Raw genomic sequence first — 16508 nt, forward strand, 5'->3', positions numbered from 1 at the left:
GGATTCCTTTCCCCGCTTTCTGTTCCAGTATAACTGATTTCTGTTAAAAATCAAATATTTTTAGTCATACAACATTCTTTTCTTCTATCATCTGAGAACGGTTCTGCCGTGGAATGAAAAACTTTTTATTCTCTCATACATCTGATATAATAGAAGCCAGACAGCTTAATCAAGTATTAAAATCGGCAAAAACCATAATAAAAATAGAAATGTATTGGAGGTGTACCTTGGATACTCATTACCTGAATTATATTCTTACTATCGCAGAAAAACATAATATGACGAAAGCAGCTCAGGAGCTTTATGTATCTCAGTCTTCTCTCAGCCAGTATCTGTCAAAGCTGGAGCTGGAACTGGGAACTCCGCTCTTTCTGCGTACCAGAGGAGAGCTGGTGCTCACCCCCGCCGGAGAGCTTTATATCAAGGCAGCTCAGAAGGTACTGAACATAAAAAGCCAGCTCTATAAGGATATCTCTGCCCTGGAAAACAAAGGGAATATTACGATCGGGACGACATCACAATTTGGTCTTAGAATTCTGGCAGAAGTGATTCCCCTCTTCCGGTCCGAATATCCGGACTTTACGATTGAAATATCAGAAGCTCCCATTCCCATGCTCACAAAGATGATACTGGATGAGCGCATCGATATCGGCCTGATGGCGGCCAATACGATCGTTGCATTCCCCTCCGGTACGGCAGAAATTCTAAGAGACGAGGAAGTCTGGCTGGCCGTACCCGCAGATCATTCTTACTGCATGAAAAATCATGACAGACCGGTAACGCACGACGAATTAATCCGGGAATTCGAAAATGAGAACTTCCTGCTTGCAAAGCCAGGTTCTACCCTCCGCTTCCTCACGGATCGCATGTTTCGCGACTATCAGTTCACGCCCAGCACAATGTGCGAGACGAACAACATTCCTGCCGCCATGAGGATGGCCGCCTCCGGCGCCGGTATCACCTTCGTTGCGGAATCCTGCATCGACAGGACTATGCCTGTTGCATATTTCCATCTGGAACCAAAGCTTTTCCGCCTCAATATACTGGTCAGGCGGAAAAGCCTCATTTCAGGCCCTGCGGAACAATGTTTCTGCAGCTATATCCGCGGCCACTTTCAAGATTAGCGCTTCCTCATTATAGAAAAAACAGCTGATCCATAGTCCCCCGCCTGCTGCCGGGAAATCGTGGATCAGCTGTTTTCTTCTGAACTCTTCGTTTTCTTCTGAATTCTTATTCTTCCGGAATCCTATTACGCTATAACGCCTTCCTGTTTTTTGTCTGCCTCTGCATGGCTTTCCCGCTTATTTAAGCCCTGTTTTCCGAATCAGATCGTTCAGCTGTCCGCCCTGTTCTTTCCAGAAGTTGCTTAAAATGCGCAGTTCCATTCCCATGTTGAAATGACGAATGCCAAGATCCAGATAATACTGTGCGTCTGCTGCTCCGTTCATCTCGCATCTTGGCTGAACGCCGTGCTTCCATGCGGCTTCGAATACCTTTCTTTCCGCTTCCCTTACCACATCCATGTTTTCAGCCATATTAAATCCTGAGCTGAGAGCAAAGTCATTCGGTCCGAATTGGATCATGTCCACACCTGGAACAGAACAGATTTCATCAATGTTATCCACCGCTTCTTTTTTCTCAATCATAAATACCTTAACTGTTCTGGAAGCCATCTTTGCATATTCATCCTGCTTCATGGAACAGTGGTTTCCGACCCATCTGCGGTTTACAAATCCCATATGGCCTCATATTCCGGGCACTCCGGCGTAATCATGCTGATGGTCTTCTCCACGTCTTCTGCCGTTCTGTGGTCGGTGAACAGGACGGCCTGGAAGCCGGAAGCAATCGCTTTCTGCGCTACATAATACCTGTTCTGGTAATCCACTTTGATCATGGTACCCATTCCGTGCACTTCTGCAGCACGGGCGATATTTTCAAAATCATACTGTCCGTATGGGGCATATTCAGCCAGGAACTCAATGTAATCATATTCTTCCGTAGCTCCAACCATTTCTGTCACGGTCGGCCAGGAAGACTGCAGCCTAGTACCTACTGTAGGCAGATTATTTTCCAGCATATATCTGAGTTTATTTTCTTTCATGGTTTCGTTCTCCTTTTATATGAATTGTTCAGCCAGGTGGCTCTTACGTTCAGGCACCTGCCTGCTCTGATTTTAATTTTACAATTTCCTTCTTTATTGTAAGAATTAAGGTTACAACTGCGATGACCAGGAATACACAGGAAATCGGAGATGTGAGGAATGGGAAAAAGCTTCCCTGACTCTTCATCAGGCCCCTGCGCAGATTCGTTTCAATAATCGGTCCGAGGATGAATCCAAGGATGATCGGCGCCTGAGGGAAATCCAGCTTCTTCATTCCATAGCCGAGAAGTCCGAATACCATCATAACAAATACGTCGAAAATACGGTTGTTCGTTCCAAATGCTCCTACAACACAGAACAGAATAACGATTGGGAGCAAAATGTTCTTAGGCACCGTCAATATCTTGGTAAAAATACGGATACCAAGGAACTCTACAATCAGCATCATGATGTTAGCTACGATCAGAGCTGCAAAGATTCCGTATACCAGCTTTCCTTCCGAACGGAACAGAAGCGGTCCCGGTGTAATTCCATGAATCATGAAGCCTGCCAGAATCAGAGCCGTCGTGTTGTCTCCAGGAAGCCCCAGCGTCAGGAGAGGCACAAGCGCTCCGCCCGTGGAAGCATTGTTGGATGTTTCTGATGCAACAATTCCGTCCACGATTCCGGTTCCAAATTTTTCCGGATACTTAGAGTGGTTTTTTACTGCGGAATAAGCGATGATGTTGCAGATTCCTGCGCCAAGTCCCGGAAGAATACCAATTCCGGTTCCGATCAGTGTGGAAAGCCAGAAGTTGAATCCCTGTCCCTTAATATCCTGTTTCGTAAATCCAAATCCTTTAATTTTACAGGACTGGACGGTAGTATCGTCCGGTTTGAATTTCTCTTCTACAGCCGAAAGAACCTGGGAGACTGCAAATAATCCGATCAATACGGGCAGCAGGTTAAAGCCTGCATTTAATTCGCTGTTACCGAATGTAAAACGTGTGAAGCTGGTAATCGGAGCGATTCCCACAAATGAGAGCACAACACCCAGCATGGCTGAAATCATTCCCTTTACAAGAGAACCGGAAGCGAGGCTGGCAATCATGGTCATGGAGAATACGCCGATGGAAAAATATTCATAAGGCCCAAACTGAAGGGCTACCTTTGCTATGGCCGGGGCCAGAAGCATGAGGATAATATAACTTACAAGTCCGCCCAGGAAAGAAAATACGATTCCTACTCCAAGGGCTTTCGCCGCCTCTCCCTTTTCCGCCATAGGATGGCCGTCAAAGGTGGTAGCTATGGATGCGGTCGTACCAGGAATTCGGAGAAGAATTGCTGAAATAAGTCCGCCCGATGTTCCTCCTATGTATAAGCCGACCAGCAGTGACAATGCTGCAACTGGTTCCATTCCGAATGTCAAAGGCAGAAACAGAGCCACGCCCATGGTCACGGATAATCCAGGAATTGCTCCGATGATGATTCCCATGAACACACCGGCAAAAATCAGCAGCATGATCTGAATATCACATATTGATAAAATTCCTGCCATAATTTCTGATGACATAACTGTTCCCTCCTATAAGATTCCTTTTGGAATTCTGATTCCAAAGACTTCCATAAACACAAAGTATATAAACAAAACTGCGATAATTGTAATGACTGCAAACTTAACGTAATTGCGTTCTTCCTTCTTTGTCATCAGGCAGAGCGCCAAAAACAGGAAAATGCAGCTTGTTATAATAAATCCAATCGATTTCAAAAACATCACATAGACGATCATAGCGGCAAACATGACAGCAACGCCTTTGTAGTTGGGCGGGTAGCTGAGAGCCTTTTCCGCTGTCTGTGACTTTGCCTGCTTTACACCGCGAAATGTAACAATGGCAAACATTGCAAACATGATAACTGCCACAATTTTAGGAAGGAAATCGGCTCCGACCGCCGTGCTCTCCTTCATCCCGATCTGTACGCTCAGCATAAACAGCGCTGCTGAGAATATCAGGCCGCATATTCCGCATATCAGGTCTTTATACTTGTTCATATGCTTTCCTCCTCATAAAAGGGGACAGCCAGCAGACTGCCGCCTGTCCCCGGTGATTCTGTTTATTTTGCAGTAAACAGTTCCTTATAGGAATTCAGGTTCTCATATACTTCCTGAGCATATTTTGTTGCCTCTTCCGGATTCATGTAGACAGGTGTCAGTGCATAGGAATCCTGGGCTGCTTTTACAAACTCTTCGTTGGAAACTACTTTTTCCATCGCCGCACTGAATGTATTGACAATCTCATCCGGTGTATCCTTCGGGAATGCAGCGAAGAAGAACTTGCCGAATTCAAGATCAAGCCCCTGCTCTTTCGCTGTAGGAATGTCGCTGAACAGATCATTTCTTTCGTCGGAAAGAAGTGCAAGTGCTACGAACTCTCCTGTTGCCAGGTAATCTTTTACAAGCGCATACTCTACATTGATAATATCTGTATTGTGGCCTGCCAGCGCTGCAATCTTATCTGCATTGCCGCCGATATCCACGAGATTCAGATCGATTCCCGCCTCTTTTTCCAGAGCCAGGCCAACTAACTGAGGATATCCGCCTACGGCCATTCCGAATTCCACTTTACCAGAATTTGCTTTGGCATAGTCCAGAAATTCCGGGAGTGTCTTGAAAGCAGAGTCCTTATGAGTAACTAATAATGTCGTATTTGCCTGTAGACACACACCTGCCATCTTGAATGCATCCAGCTGATAATCGATCAGGTCGGAAATCTCAGGAAGCATCGCTTCTGTATGGAAAAACAGACATGTGTATCCGTCCGGTTCTGCACTCTTTACCTGCTCCATGCCAACCGTTCCTGACGAACCGGCTACGTTTACAACTGGAATTGATACGTTCAGTTCTTTTTCCATATACTGTGCAAGCAGTCTTGCATTTGCATCCGTATCCCCGCCTGCCTTAACAGGTACGATCATCTGAATTGCGTCACTTGGATATACTTCTTCTTTTTTTCCACATCCTGTCATTGCTGCTGCCGCCATAGTAAGCGCCAAAACCGCTGCTGCTGCCCTTTTCACTGTCATTTTTTTCATCTTAGCTTCCCTCTTTCTCTTTCTTTTCATATTTTTTATTGGATTCTGCTTCCTGTCAGATCTCCATGTTCCGCTGTGTTTCTCAGCTGTCTTTCGTATCGCTGTGCTAACTGTTATAACAGTTGTTGCAAAAAATCAAAAGGCGCTTGATCTGACCGCCTTTCCCTTTGGTCAGGCGTACCGGCAGGGGCACATACGCCCGCCGGATGGCTCTATATCCGCCTTTCTCATGTCGTCCTTCTTTGGACATCTGTCAAAACTTCATTTCTGACCGCTTCTTCTCACTGATCCAATTCTCTTCTTCACTTTTCACCGCTGTTCCAGGTTGCTTCAATTGCGATCAGCGAATCATTCACATGGATTCTCATTGCTTCTTCCGCTGTCTGACAGTCGCCTGACTTGATCTTATCGATCAGAAGCCTGTGCCAATATCTGGGATACTGACATCCCGGAGCTCTTGTTCCGGATGCCTTGCATAAAATCCAGAACAGATTGATCCGTCTCAGTGTATCCATAAGAATCGGATTCCCCGTAAATTCCGTAAGCCTCGTATGAAAATTAAGGTGTGTATTACGGGTGTCCAGCGCGGTATCCTGGCTGTATGGAACCGTATCCAGCTCCGTCGCCATAGCCATAAGCACTGCTTCCTGCTCCGCTGTCATATGCTCTGCCAGGTATCTGGCTGACTGGCACTCAATCGCTTCCCTGAGCTGATAGCTCTGCCTGATCTTCTCCAGCGTAGGAACCGTAACAAACGATCCCCACTGCGGCTTGGATTCCACCAGCCTGTCTTCCTCCAGCCTTTTCAGGGCCTCAATCACCGGGATTACGCTGACGCCTGTCGCTTCTGCCATCTTTCTTCTGGACAGCTTCATTCCAGGGGGGAATTCCCCATCCAGAATCTTCTGTGAAATGATCCTGTACGCGACATCAGATGCTGTCTGAAAACTCTCGTCTGCCATTGATATCTCCTTTTCCTTATCAGAATCACTTTACCAGTTTTTGCTTTGATGTTTCTGTTTATGTCTTAAGTTTATAACTGTTATAACAGTTTGTCAATCTATTTTCAAACTCTTTGCATGATTCTGTTATTTTCCATAAAACGGCGCCTGCTTTTTTGTGCATAAGCGCTATACTGGCATGGGCAAATTATACAATATCTTCCATCTGCCTTTTATAACGTAAGTGGAAGTATGACGGCTGCCCCGACATAAATCCTTTCCCGCGAGTGCGCCTACCCGATAGTCTTTCCTGGAAAGCAAAAACGGCTTGACCTTACAGTCAAGCCGCAGAAAATCGATCCGCACTATTCCAGCGCGTAGCTATTTTTGAATATTCATTCCGACACGAACCATACGGAATGCTCTGTCGGCAGCTCCCTGATACAGTTCTACCGCTCTGTCCAGAGCTTCTTCAATATCCATGGCGCCGTTGATCGTCGGGATAATGCTGTCGATTCCGAATTCGAAAATCTTGTCAGCGCCCTTGCCCATACCGCCTACGATTGCAATCGCCGGGATACCGTGCTTCTTACATCTCATACCGATTCCGCTCGGCACTTTGCCGAATGCAGACTGCCAGTCAATCCGGCCTTCGCCTGTCACTACCATGTCTACGCCCTCTAAGAGCTTGTCAAATTCGATCAGGTCAAGAACCGTTTCAATACCGGACTTCATATTTGCATTTAAAAATACCTTAAATGCTGCGCCCAGTCCGCCTGCTGCTCCGGAGCCCTGCACCTTGTCAACGTCTACGCCCGTCTTATCCAGAATAAGAGCAGCATACTTCTTCATGCCGGCTTCCAGAGTATCGAGAATCTCAGGAGTACCGCCCTTCTGCTTTCCAAATGTATATGTAGCTCCGTCAGGACCTGTCAGAGGATTCGTAACGTCGCACATAACGGTAAACTCTGTCTCTTTTACCGCCGGATGAAGACCGCTCATATCGATATCTGCTACCTTAGTCAGATCGGAACCGACGCCGGACAGCACGTTGCCTTCTGCATCCATAAATTTTACGCCCAGCGCGCTCATAGCGCCCATGCCGCCGTCATTTGTAGCACTTCCTCCGATTGCGATGGAAATCTTTCTGTATCCGCTGTCCAGCGCATCCTTAATCAGTTCTCCTGTGCCATACGAAGTAGTGTTCAATGGATTTCTCTTATCAGACGGAACCATAGGAAGACCTGATGCCGCAGCCATCTCGATAATAGCAGAATCGCCGTTGAACTCGCCATATGTAGCTTCTGCATCTTCCATAAGCGGACCATGTACTTTCACCTTCTTAATCGTACCCTTTGTTACTGCGATAACCGCATCCACGGTCCCCTCGCCGCCGTCTGCCACCGGCACGCCGAATGTCTCACAGCCTGGAAATACGCTCTCGGCAGAATCTGTAAGCAGTTCAATTATCTTTTCAGAAGATAAAGTTCCTTTAAAGGAATCTGAAGCGAATAAAAATTTCATAATGCCCTCCAAATGATTTCATTAATTTTCATACTCTCGTTTACTTTATATCATATCACAAATACAGATCAGTGGACAACCGCTTTTTCATGTTATTTAAATAACAAACAGAGAATGCTGCAAAATATAAAGCCATGCCGTCGCTGCCGGACGCAGTGGCTTGGCCGCCGCTTCGGAACGGAATCTGATATCGACGTCATAGCTGAATTGACTTTTGCAGCACGCGCTTCATCGCTTCATTTCTGTATGTTTCTCCTTTTCCAGCGCAAGGGCCGCTTCATTCAGGATCGCATTCAACAGGCTTTCTTCAAATGCCGGGATATAATCGCCTTCCAGATCAATCCCCACTACACCGTAAACCGTATTCTGGCTTCTCACAGCCAGATAGAGTCCTTTTGCTCCGGGCAGTGTTCCCGTCGTGGCCCCTGCATGTTTCCTGTTCTTATAAGTCCAGGAGGCAACTGCCGCCTCATCTCTTTTCAGCAGCCGGTCTATACAGCTGTCCTTTTCTCTCGGATACATATAAGGCATGATGCCCCCTTCCGGATCTTCCGGATAGTATACAACGTCTTTGTCCAGCAGCTTTACCAGCTGTCTTGACACCGTATCCGCAATCTCTCTTTTCCCGTATGTCATCTGCAGTTTCCGGCTCGTGTCCAGAAGCACTTCCATTCTCCACGCCTTTCTGACTGCCTGCTTTCCATATGTTTTCACCTTTCTGGCCAGTGAAGACGTAATGAATCCGGCTATGAACATGATCAGAAACGTAATCAGATATCCCGGATCGTTTACCCGCAGGGAATTGTACGGCGCAATGAAAAACAGGTTGAAGCAGCATACGCTTAAAGCGGAAGCAAGCAGATTGTAAATCTGATTTTCCGTTATCAGCGCCGTCAGCAGAACCCCCAGTATATAGACGGTTACAATATTTGATTCATCAAATCCAAGCGTCCGGAATCCGAATGCCATCATGGTGGACATCCCCAGAATCCATACGGTTACCAGCATATCCCACAGGAAATTCGTCCCCCTTATTTCAAAAATCCGGTCCATGCGTCGTTTCCCTGTGTAAAGCTTTGTATAAGCGTCCGGAATCAGGTAGATTTCCAGCTTCGGAAGCAGTGCAGTCAACTGGTCTGCAAAATTGACTGTTCTTTGAAACAGCCGTTTTTTGGAATAACTTCTTCCCAGCACGATTTTGGATACACCTGAAATCCTGGCATACTCTGCAATCTGCCTCGTAATGTCTCCTCCGTATAGCGTAACCGACTTTGCCCCCAGCTGTTCTGCCAGTTTCCGGTTCATTCTGAGCCGCAGGGCGTCATCTCCCTTCATAGTTTCCTTACCCGGAATTTCCACATGAACCGCCGTAAACCTGGCTTTAAATGCGGCTGCCATTCTGGCTGCCGCACGGATCACCTTTGCATTGGATGGCGATGTGGAAAGGCAAACCATAATGTGTTCACCCGTGTAATATTCACTGCCATGGTTCTGTTCCCGGTTGCGTTCCGTCACACGGTTTACATGGTCTGCCGTTCTTCTCAGCGCAATTTCCCGCAGAGCCGTAAGATTATCAATTGTGAAAAAATGGTCCATCGCAATACCGGCCTGTTGCGGTTGGTAAACCTTTCCTTCCCTCAGCCGTTCCAAAAGTTCCCGCGGTTCGATGTCTACCAGCTCCACCTGTTCCGCCTCGTCAAATACAAAATCAGGAATCCTTTCCTGTACCGCTATGCCGGTAATAGACGCTACGATATCATTCAGGCTTTCCAGGTGCTGTACGTTTACCGTTGTATATACATCGATGCCCGCCTTGAGAAGTTCCTGGATGTCCTGGTATCTCTTCGTATGGCGGCAACCCTGTGCGTTCGTGTGGGCCAGCTCATCTACAAGAATCAGCTGGGGACGGCGCGTCAGAGCACCGTCCAGATCAAATTCTTTCAATATGATAGTTTTATATGGGATTTCCATTACCGGCAGGCTTTCAAGTCCGCCCAGAAGCGCCACGGTTTCCGGTCTGGCGTGAGGCTCAATATACCCTGCCACTACATCGATCCCTGTTTCGGCGGCCTGATGGGCTGCTTCCAGCATCGCATACGTTTTGCCCACACCTGCGGCATAGCCGAAAAATATTTTCAGCTTTCCTGTCTTTTCCCTTTTTTCTTCATCCTTTACCTGTTCCAGAAGACGGTCGGGATCCGGTCTGTAATCTGTCATTTTTCACGCCCCTTTTATTCCTTCAGGATTCCTTCAAGCGCCAGATTGACCTTCAGGACATTCACAGTCTCTTCCCCCAGGATTCCAAGAAATTTCCCCTTTGAATACTTTTTAATGATGGATCTTACTTCGTCTTCGCTCATTCCGTTTTCTTTGGCAAGACGAGGGACCTGATATTCTGCGGCTGCTGGGGAAATATCAGGATCCAGCCCGCTGCCGGAGCATGTAACCAGTTCAACAGGAATGGTCTGTGTCTCTGCATCCGGGTTTGCCGCTTTTATCATCGCGACCCGCTCTTTCATCGTCTCCGCGAACTCATCGGCTGCCGGAGATTTGTTGGAAGCGCCTGCATACATCAGTGGCGTTCCATCATCATCCGTGTAGCTGGACACATCAGGAAGGACAATACGCCCCCACATATGCGCCGGGTCCGTAAACCGCTGGCCTAAGAGCTCGCTCCCATACTTCACGCCGTCTATCTCAATCATGCTTCCATTTGCCTTATCTTTAAAGCAGATCTGGGAAATGCCGGTTATGGCAAGCGTATACGCCAGTCCGCAGACCACCGTCATAACAAGAAACAGAACCGCTGTCTTTCCAAATATTCTCTTATATTCCATTATCTCGTTTCCTTTCCATTATCAGAATAATCCACATGCCGTCAGGATTACATCAATCAGTTTAATAAAGATAAACGGAGTAATAATGCCGCCTACGCCGTAAACCATCAGATTTCTGCCTAACATTTTCCCTGCCGATACTTCACGGTATTTTACGCCTTTGAGCGCCAGTGGAATCAGTGCGATAATAATCAGTGCATTATAAATAACTGCTGAGAAAATTGCGCTCTCCGCGCTGTGAAGCTGCATGATGTTCAGCGCCCCAAGTCCTGGATAAAGTCCCATAAACAGAGCCGGAATGATTGCGAAGTACTTTGCAACGTCATTGGCGATGCTGAATGTTGTAAGGCTTCCCCTCGTCATCAGGAGCTGTTTTCCGATTCTTACAATGTCAATCAGCTTTGTCGGCGAGCTGTCCAGGTCCACCATATTTCCGGCTTCCTTAGCCGCCTGCGTACCGCTGTTCATGGCTACCGCCACATCCGCCTGGGCCAGTGCAGGCGCGTCATTGGTGCCGTCTCCCGTCATGGCGACCATGTGCCCCTTTGACTGCAGTTCACGGATCATGGAAAGTTTTCCTTCCGGCGTCGCTTCTGCCAGGAAATCATCCACTCCCGCTTCTGCCGCAATCGCTGCGGCTGTCAGCGGGTTGTCGCCTGTAATCATGACGGTGCGTATGCCCATTTTTCTAAGATCAGCAAACTTTTCTCTCACGCCGGATTTAATAATATCCTTCAGATAGATTACGCCGAGGATCACATGATCCTTGGCAACTACGAGAGGCGTTCCGCCCTGGCCGGCAATATTTTTGACAACCTCGTCGCACTCTTTACTGTAAGTTCCTCCATTCTGCTCCACATATTCTCTCATGGAATCTGCAGCCCCTTTACGGATTTCCCAATCCTTTGTATTGACGCCGCTCATTCTCGTTTTAGCCGTAAACGGTATATATTCCATCTTTGTATCCGTCAGGTTTCTGCCGCGGATTCCGAATTTTTCCTTGGCAAGAATAACGACGCTTCTTCCCTCCGGCGTCTCGTCCGGAAGGGAAGCCAGCTGCGCAGCATCGGCCAGCTCTGCAGTCGTAAAGCCGTCTACCGGAATAAATTCGCCGGCCTGGCGGTTCCCCAGCGTAATGGTGCCTGTCTTGTCAAGCAGCAGCGTATCCACATCTCCGGCGGCCTCAATGGCGCGGCCGCTCATTGCCAGTACATTTGCTTCGTTCAGGCGGCTCATGCCTGCAATGCCGATTGCGGAAAGAAGGGCTCCGATTGTTGTCGGCGCAAGGCATACGAGCAGTGCCACAAGAGAAGTTACGGATGTTGGATTCGCCTCACCCAGTTGATTTGCAGAAAACAGGGAATAGGCATACAGGGCCATAACGACCAGAATAAAGATGATTGACAGCGCCACCAGAAATATCTCCAGAGCGATTTCATTCGGCGTTTTCTTTCTTGCTGCGCCTTCTACCATCGCGATCATTTTGTCCAGAAAGCTCTGCCCCGGCTCGCTTGTAATCCGTACAACGATCCAGTCAGAAAGAACTCTCGTACCGCCCGTCACAGCGCTGCGGTCGCCTCCGGCTTCGCGTACAACAGGAGCCGATTCCCCCGTTATCGCACTTTCATCTACGGAAGCCGCGCCTTCCACGACTTCCCCGTCTCCAGGAATCTGTTCCCCGGCTTTTACGATCACGAAATCTCCTTTTACCAGCTTTGCAGAAGCTGTCTTTATAATCTGATCTTTCTTATCGGGAGACGGTATTTTATGGGCTTCTACATCCTGCTTCGCCGCGCGTAAGGAGTCTGCCTGCGCCTTTCCCCTCCCTTCGGCAATCGCTTCTGCAAAGTTTGCAAACAATACGGTAAACCACAGAATGATGGCAATTCCAAAGATATATCCCGGCGCCGCATCCCTGATTCCGGCTATGGATACGAGCCATAAAATCGTGGTCAAAATTGAAGAAACAAAGACCAGGAACATGACAGGATTCTTAACCTGTGCGCCGGGGGCCAGTTTTACAAAGGCATCCCGTATGGCTCTCGCCATCATCGTTTTATCGTAAAGAGTTTTTTCTGTTTTTATTCCACTGCTCATTTTCTATTACCTCCATTTCAGCCGCCTAGAGACAGCTCATAAAAGTCTGCCGAGACTGCCGCTTTTACAATCAGTTTCGCCTGAGATCTATCCAATCATCTGAACGTATTCCGCAATCGGCCCTAATGACAGAGCCGGAAAAAAGCTTAATGCGCCCACCAGCAGAACTACAAAAATAAGAAGGAATACAACATGCCGTTACAGGTGGATAGTGTTCCTGCCGTGGCGGCCACTCTCTTCTTTTGAGCCATACTGCCGGCAACCAGAAGCATGGCAACAAGAGGAATAAATCTCGCTGTTATCATGACAAGGCCGATCGAAACATTGAAAAATGGCGTGTTTGCGTTAAATCCTGCAAACGCGGAACCATTGTTTCCGCCGCCGGACGAATATGAATACAGAACTTCCGATAATCCATGAGCCCCGCCGTTATTCAGGCTGTCTGCCGTAGATGGAAGAAGTGCTGCAATGCCGCTTCCCACAAGAATGACGACCGGAGTTGCAAGACAGCAAAGAACCGCCATTTTCATTTCAAAAGGTTCAATCTTTTTGCCCAGGTATTCCGGCGTACGGCCAACCATCAGTCCCGCTATAAAGACGGCCAAAACTGCAAATGCAAGCATACCGTACAGGCCGCATCCCACTCCTCCGAATACGACTTCCCCCAGCTGCATAAGGAGCATTGGAACAAGTCCGCCGATGGGAGTATAGGAATCGTGCATGGAGTTAACCGAACCGTTGGATGCCGCCGTTGTCCATGTTGCCCATGTTACGGATGTTACAATTCCAAATCTGGTTTCCTTGCCTTCCATGTTGCCCCCGGCCGTTCCGTCTGTACTCGTCACCGCCACCGCTTTGTCCTGCGCCAGCTGGGGCGTGCCGTTCTGCTCATTCCATGCACAGACTGCCATAGCGCCTGTGAGCATAATGAACATAGCCGCAAAGATCGCGATGCCCTGACGTTTATCTTTTACGTTTCGCCCAAATGTAAAACAGAGGGCAGCCGGGATCAGAAGGAGATAAAGCATCTGAATCAGGTTCGTAAAAATCGTGGGGTTTTCAAAGGGATGAGTGGAGTTCAAGCCAAAGAAACCGCCTCCGTTTGTTCCCAGCTGTTTAATGGATATCTGGCTCGCTGCCGGCCCCAGAGGCACCACCTGCTCTTTTACAATCTGAGCCGCCTCTACAGGCTCTCCATCGACGGTTACTTCGCCCGTCTCCCTGTCTACCACTGCATTTTCTATAATCCCGCCATTCACATCGAGAGCAATCGGTTCAAGAAGTGCTGCCTTGTCATACGGCCGGAAGCTCTGTACGACTCCCTGTGATCCAATGAGGACTGCCGCCGCAATTGACAGCGGAAGCAGAATATAAATGACGCTTCTTGTAAGGTCGGTCCAAAAATTTCCAACCCCATTTTTCTTTACTCTGACGAATCCACGAATTACCGCAAACAGCACGGCAATGCCGGTTGCCGCTGACACAAAATTCTGTACGGTCAGCCCCATCATCTGTGAAAAATAGCTGAGTGCTCCCTCACCGCTGTATGCCTGCCAGTTGGTATTTGTCATAAAACTGGCCGCGGTATTAAACGCCAGATGCCAGGAACTTCCCGGAATTCTTTCCGGATTCAGAGGCAGCCAGCCCTGAAATAAAAGGATCAGAAACAGGACCACAAAGCCAATCGCGTTAAAGATCACTGCGCTGAATATGTATTTCTTAGCTGTCATTTCTTCCCTGCTGTCTATGCCCATCACACGGTAGACAAACCGTTCGCACGGACCGCAGACCACGGAAAGAAACACCTTTTCTCCGTTCATAACTTTTCCGATATACGCTCCCAGCGGTATCGCCAGAACTACCAGAATGACAAGATAAACTCCATATTGAATCAAGCGTTCCATCACCTATCTTCTCCCTTCAGCAAAATTGCGAATAATAAATCAGCATTCCAATGCCGGTTGCTGCAATCGGCCATATCAACACATTCATATATGCCTCCTTTCCACCGCCTTCTGCGGCTGCATAACGTTGATTACAGATTGCAGTATAACAATTCAGGTAAAAAAATAGGATTAAAATGGAGGCGCTGAAGATTAAGATTGCAAAAAGATTGCTCAAATAAGCAATATAATATTGCAGGCGCTTTTACGTTCCAAAGCTTAAGCACTTTAACACTTTACGAGAGCAAAGTTCCTGAAAAGCAAAAAAAGAGGGGCTATCACCCCTCTCAATCGTCTGCATACGCTGTCTATCTCACCATTTCCAGCTGTCTCCCATCCTGCTGGTGGCCTTTTATAATTGCTTCTGTTTCAGTCAGATCTGAGATCAGCAGGTCTCCTGGAATCGTATTTTTCAACGCGCTGGCGGCATCCCCAAACTCAAGCGCTTTTGCGCAGTCCATATTTCCATTCAGAAATCCGTACAGGACGCCGGAAATATAGGCATCTCCGCTTCCGATCCGGTCCACGATCTCAATATTTCTGTAAGGCTCTTCCTCATAGAATCTCTCCTTCTCCGCTTCGTAAATGACGGAACCGAACGTATGGTTTCTGGGGCTGTGAACGACTCTCTGCGTAGCTGCCACGACAGAAATCTGATAATCGTCTGCAAACCCTTTCATGATCTCCTTCAGGGTTCCTTCCCGCCGAAAGGTCAGCCTTGCCGTATCCTCGGAGCAGAAGAAAATATCCACCAGCGGCAGTATTTCTTCAATACATGCTCTCGCCTGTTCCCCCGTCCAAAGGTTGGAACGATAATTTACATCAAAGGAAATCATGGCTCCCGCTTCCTTAAACCGCCTCATGATCTCCACTGCCGTACTGCATATTTCCCGGCTGAGCGCAGGGTAATCCCTGTAGTGTGAAAACACCTGGCCTGTCCGTAGATACCTGAAGGAATTTCACTTATTGTCATCGAATGAAACGAACTGTTTTCCCGGTCGTAGAATACTTTTGGCTTTTTGGGAAACGCGCCGCCTTCATAAAAATAAATGCCCATTCTGGCTTCTTTTGAATTGTCATACAGCAGCAGTTCATCCCCCACCCCATAGGAACGGATTTTATTTCTCACAAATATCCCGATATCATTAACGGGAAGCTTCGAAATAATTCCCGTGCAGAGGCCGAGCTGGGAGGCGCCCACCGCTACATTCAGTTCTGCTCCACCTGCCTGCTTTTCAAACATTTCACAATTCATCAGCCGCTCCGAACCCGGCGGAGACAGGCGCAGAAGCAGCTGTCCCATCGTAATCAGGTCATATTTCTTCTGCATTGGCCCTCCTTATCTTCCGTGCTCCAGCACGTTACTCCTGGCTGTATGCACCGCCTCTGTAAAGCGGCGCGCCCTGTCCGTTATTGCCTGATAGTCCGTTCCTTTTGTGAGACTGCTTCCTGTGCCTACTGCGCATGCCCCGGCCGCAATCCACTGTTCCACATTGTCGATATCCACTCCGCCTGTCGGCATATAGTCCCCCTGGGGCAGAGGTCCTTTCAGGGAACGGATGGCTTCCGGCCCCACCACATTGCCTGGAAAAATCTTCAGAATGCTGCAGCCGGCTTCCAAGGCGGTTACTGCCTCCGTCGGAGTCATCACACCAGGCAGATAGGGCACACAGTAGCGGTTGCACATCGTTGCGGTTTCCAAAGAAAATCCAGGACTTACTACAAAAGCAGCTCCTGCCAGTATTACATGACGCGCCGTCGCTCCATCCAGGACAGTGCCCGCTCCGATAACCACGTTCCGGCGAGTCTCATATTTTTTCACCATTGCTTCAATAATGGATACCGCATTCGGAACTGTCATGGTTATTTCAATGAGACTGATCCCTCCAGACACGACCGCATCGATGATCCGCTCCCCTTCTTCTTTGCTTTCAGCACGTATTACCGCAACGATTCCCTGTTCCTTTATCTTTATAATCACCTGCTCTTTTTTCAT

14 protein-coding genes and 1 pseudogene are annotated in these 16508 nt (G+C 48.1%); 1 reads left to right on the forward strand and 14 read right to left on the reverse strand.

Features of this window, described 5'->3' with window-relative positions:
- Positions 1-227 precede the first annotated feature (227 nt).
- Positions 228-1124, forward strand: a complete 897-nt coding sequence (locus DXA13_RS04755) for a LysR family transcriptional regulator (RefSeq protein ID WP_118242167.1) — start codon at positions 228-230, stop codon at positions 1122-1124.
- Between the two features lie 177 nt (positions 1125-1301).
- Here DXA13_RS04755 and DXA13_RS21530 read toward each other — a convergent pair whose 3' ends face one another.
- The 14 genes and pseudogenes from DXA13_RS21530 to DXA13_RS04815 form a co-directional block, all read right to left on the reverse strand.
- On the reverse strand, positions 1302-1739 hold the full coding sequence (locus DXA13_RS21530) for an aldolase/citrate lyase family protein (RefSeq protein WP_243008977.1): 438 nt from the start codon (positions 1737-1739) through the stop codon (positions 1302-1304).
- Positions 1727-2101 (reverse strand): hypothetical protein, encoded by a 375-nt coding sequence (locus DXA13_RS21535; RefSeq protein ID WP_243008978.1) that lies wholly within the window; start codon positions 2099-2101, stop codon positions 1727-1729. The genes DXA13_RS21530 and DXA13_RS21535 overlap by 13 nt, the downstream gene beginning before the upstream one ends.
- 49 nt (positions 2102-2150) lie before the next feature.
- The gene (locus DXA13_RS04765; protein WP_118242168.1) at positions 2151-3653 is read right to left on the reverse strand and encodes a tripartite tricarboxylate transporter permease; all 1503 of its coding nucleotides are present in this window, start codon (positions 3651-3653) and stop codon (positions 2151-2153) included.
- A gap of 12 nt (positions 3654-3665) precedes the next feature.
- The gene (locus tag DXA13_RS04770; protein ID WP_118242169.1) at positions 3666-4130 is read right to left on the reverse strand and encodes a tripartite tricarboxylate transporter TctB family protein; all 465 of its coding nucleotides are present in this window, start codon (positions 4128-4130) and stop codon (positions 3666-3668) included.
- A gap of 62 nt (positions 4131-4192) precedes the next feature.
- Positions 4193-5170: a tripartite tricarboxylate transporter substrate binding protein gene (locus DXA13_RS04775; RefSeq protein WP_118242271.1), complete on the reverse strand. Its 978-nt coding sequence runs from the start codon at positions 5168-5170 to the stop codon at positions 4193-4195.
- A gap of 302 nt (positions 5171-5472) precedes the next feature.
- The gene (locus DXA13_RS04780) at positions 5473-6132 is read right to left on the reverse strand and encodes a GntR family transcriptional regulator (RefSeq protein WP_118242170.1); all 660 of its coding nucleotides are present in this window, start codon (positions 6130-6132) and stop codon (positions 5473-5475) included.
- A 360-nt stretch (positions 6133-6492) separates the two neighbouring features.
- Positions 6493-7635 (reverse strand): glycerate kinase, encoded by a 1143-nt coding sequence (locus DXA13_RS04785; protein ID WP_118242171.1) that lies wholly within the window; start codon positions 7633-7635, stop codon positions 6493-6495.
- A gap of 228 nt (positions 7636-7863) precedes the next feature.
- Positions 7864-9852: a DUF4118 domain-containing protein gene (locus tag DXA13_RS04790; RefSeq protein WP_118242172.1), complete on the reverse strand. Its 1989-nt coding sequence runs from the start codon at positions 9850-9852 to the stop codon at positions 7864-7866.
- Positions 9853-9866: 14 nt separating this feature from the next.
- The gene (gene kdpC, locus DXA13_RS04795; protein ID WP_347559715.1) at positions 9867-10475 is read right to left on the reverse strand and encodes a potassium-transporting ATPase subunit KdpC; all 609 of its coding nucleotides are present in this window, start codon (positions 10473-10475) and stop codon (positions 9867-9869) included.
- Positions 10476-10493: 18 nt separating this feature from the next.
- Positions 10494-12569 (reverse strand): potassium-transporting ATPase subunit KdpB, encoded by a 2076-nt coding sequence (kdpB, locus tag DXA13_RS04800; protein ID WP_118242174.1) that lies wholly within the window; start codon positions 12567-12569, stop codon positions 10494-10496.
- A gap of 87 nt (positions 12570-12656) precedes the next feature.
- Positions 12657-14476 (reverse strand): annotated as a pseudogene (gene kdpA / locus DXA13_RS04805) (potassium-transporting ATPase subunit KdpA).
- 344 nt (positions 14477-14820) lie between these two features.
- Positions 14821-15375, reverse strand: coding sequence for a PfkB family carbohydrate kinase (locus DXA13_RS22800; RefSeq protein WP_347559703.1), 555 nt, complete (start codon positions 15373-15375; stop codon positions 14821-14823).
- Entirely contained in the window at positions 15372-15842 is a 471-nt protein-coding gene (locus DXA13_RS22805) for a PfkB family carbohydrate kinase (protein ID WP_347559704.1), read from the reverse strand. Before DXA13_RS22805 ends, DXA13_RS22800 begins: the two co-directional genes overlap by 4 nt.
- Before the next feature lie 9 nt (positions 15843-15851).
- A complete protein-coding gene (locus DXA13_RS04815) occupies positions 15852-16508 on the reverse strand; it encodes a bifunctional 2-keto-4-hydroxyglutarate aldolase/2-keto-3-deoxy-6-phosphogluconate aldolase (RefSeq protein ID WP_118242175.1) in 657 nt (218 codons plus the stop codon).

Origin of the sequence: Clostridium sp. AM58-1XD, from assembly GCF_003464085.1 — a bacterium.
Classification (GTDB): Bacteria; Bacillota; Clostridia; order Lachnospirales; family Lachnospiraceae; genus Lachnoclostridium_A.

Excerpts from the sequence above, each read along its gene's own strand:
- DXA13_RS21530 (WP_243008977.1), bottom strand. The coding sequence starts at position 1,739 with ATGGGATTTGTAAACCGCAGATGGGTCGGAAACCACTGTTCCATGAAG.
- DXA13_RS21535 (WP_243008978.1), bottom strand. The coding sequence starts at position 2,101 with ATGAAAGAAAATAAACTCAGATATATGCTGGAAAATAATCTGCCTACA.
- DXA13_RS04765 (WP_118242168.1), bottom strand. The coding sequence starts at position 3,653 with ATGTCATCAGAAATTATGGCAGGAATTTTATCAATATGTGATATTCAG.
- DXA13_RS04770 (WP_118242169.1), bottom strand. The coding sequence starts at position 4,130 with ATGAACAAGTATAAAGACCTGATATGCGGAATATGCGGCCTGATATTC.
- DXA13_RS04775 (WP_118242271.1), bottom strand. The coding sequence starts at position 5,170 with ATGAAAAAAATGACAGTGAAAAGGGCAGCAGCAGCGGTTTTGGCGCTT.
- DXA13_RS04780 (WP_118242170.1), bottom strand. The coding sequence starts at position 6,132 with ATGGCAGACGAGAGTTTTCAGACAGCATCTGATGTCGCGTACAGGATC.
- DXA13_RS04785 (WP_118242171.1), bottom strand. The coding sequence starts at position 7,635 with ATGAAATTTTTATTCGCTTCAGATTCCTTTAAAGGAACTTTATCTTCT.
- DXA13_RS04790 (WP_118242172.1), bottom strand. The coding sequence starts at position 9,852 with ATGACAGATTACAGACCGGATCCCGACCGTCTTCTGGAACAGGTAAAG.
- kdpB (WP_118242174.1), bottom strand. The coding sequence starts at position 12,569 with ATGAGCAGTGGAATAAAAACAGAAAAAACTCTTTACGATAAAACGATG.
- DXA13_RS22800 (WP_347559703.1), bottom strand. The coding sequence starts at position 15,375 with ATGAGGCGGTTTAAGGAAGCGGGAGCCATGATTTCCTTTGATGTAAAT.
- DXA13_RS22805 (WP_347559704.1), bottom strand. The coding sequence starts at position 15,842 with ATGCAGAAGAAATATGACCTGATTACGATGGGACAGCTGCTTCTGCGC.
- DXA13_RS04815 (WP_118242175.1), bottom strand. The coding sequence starts at position 16,508 with ATGAAAAAAGAGCAGGTGATTATAAAGATAAAGGAACAGGGAATCGTT.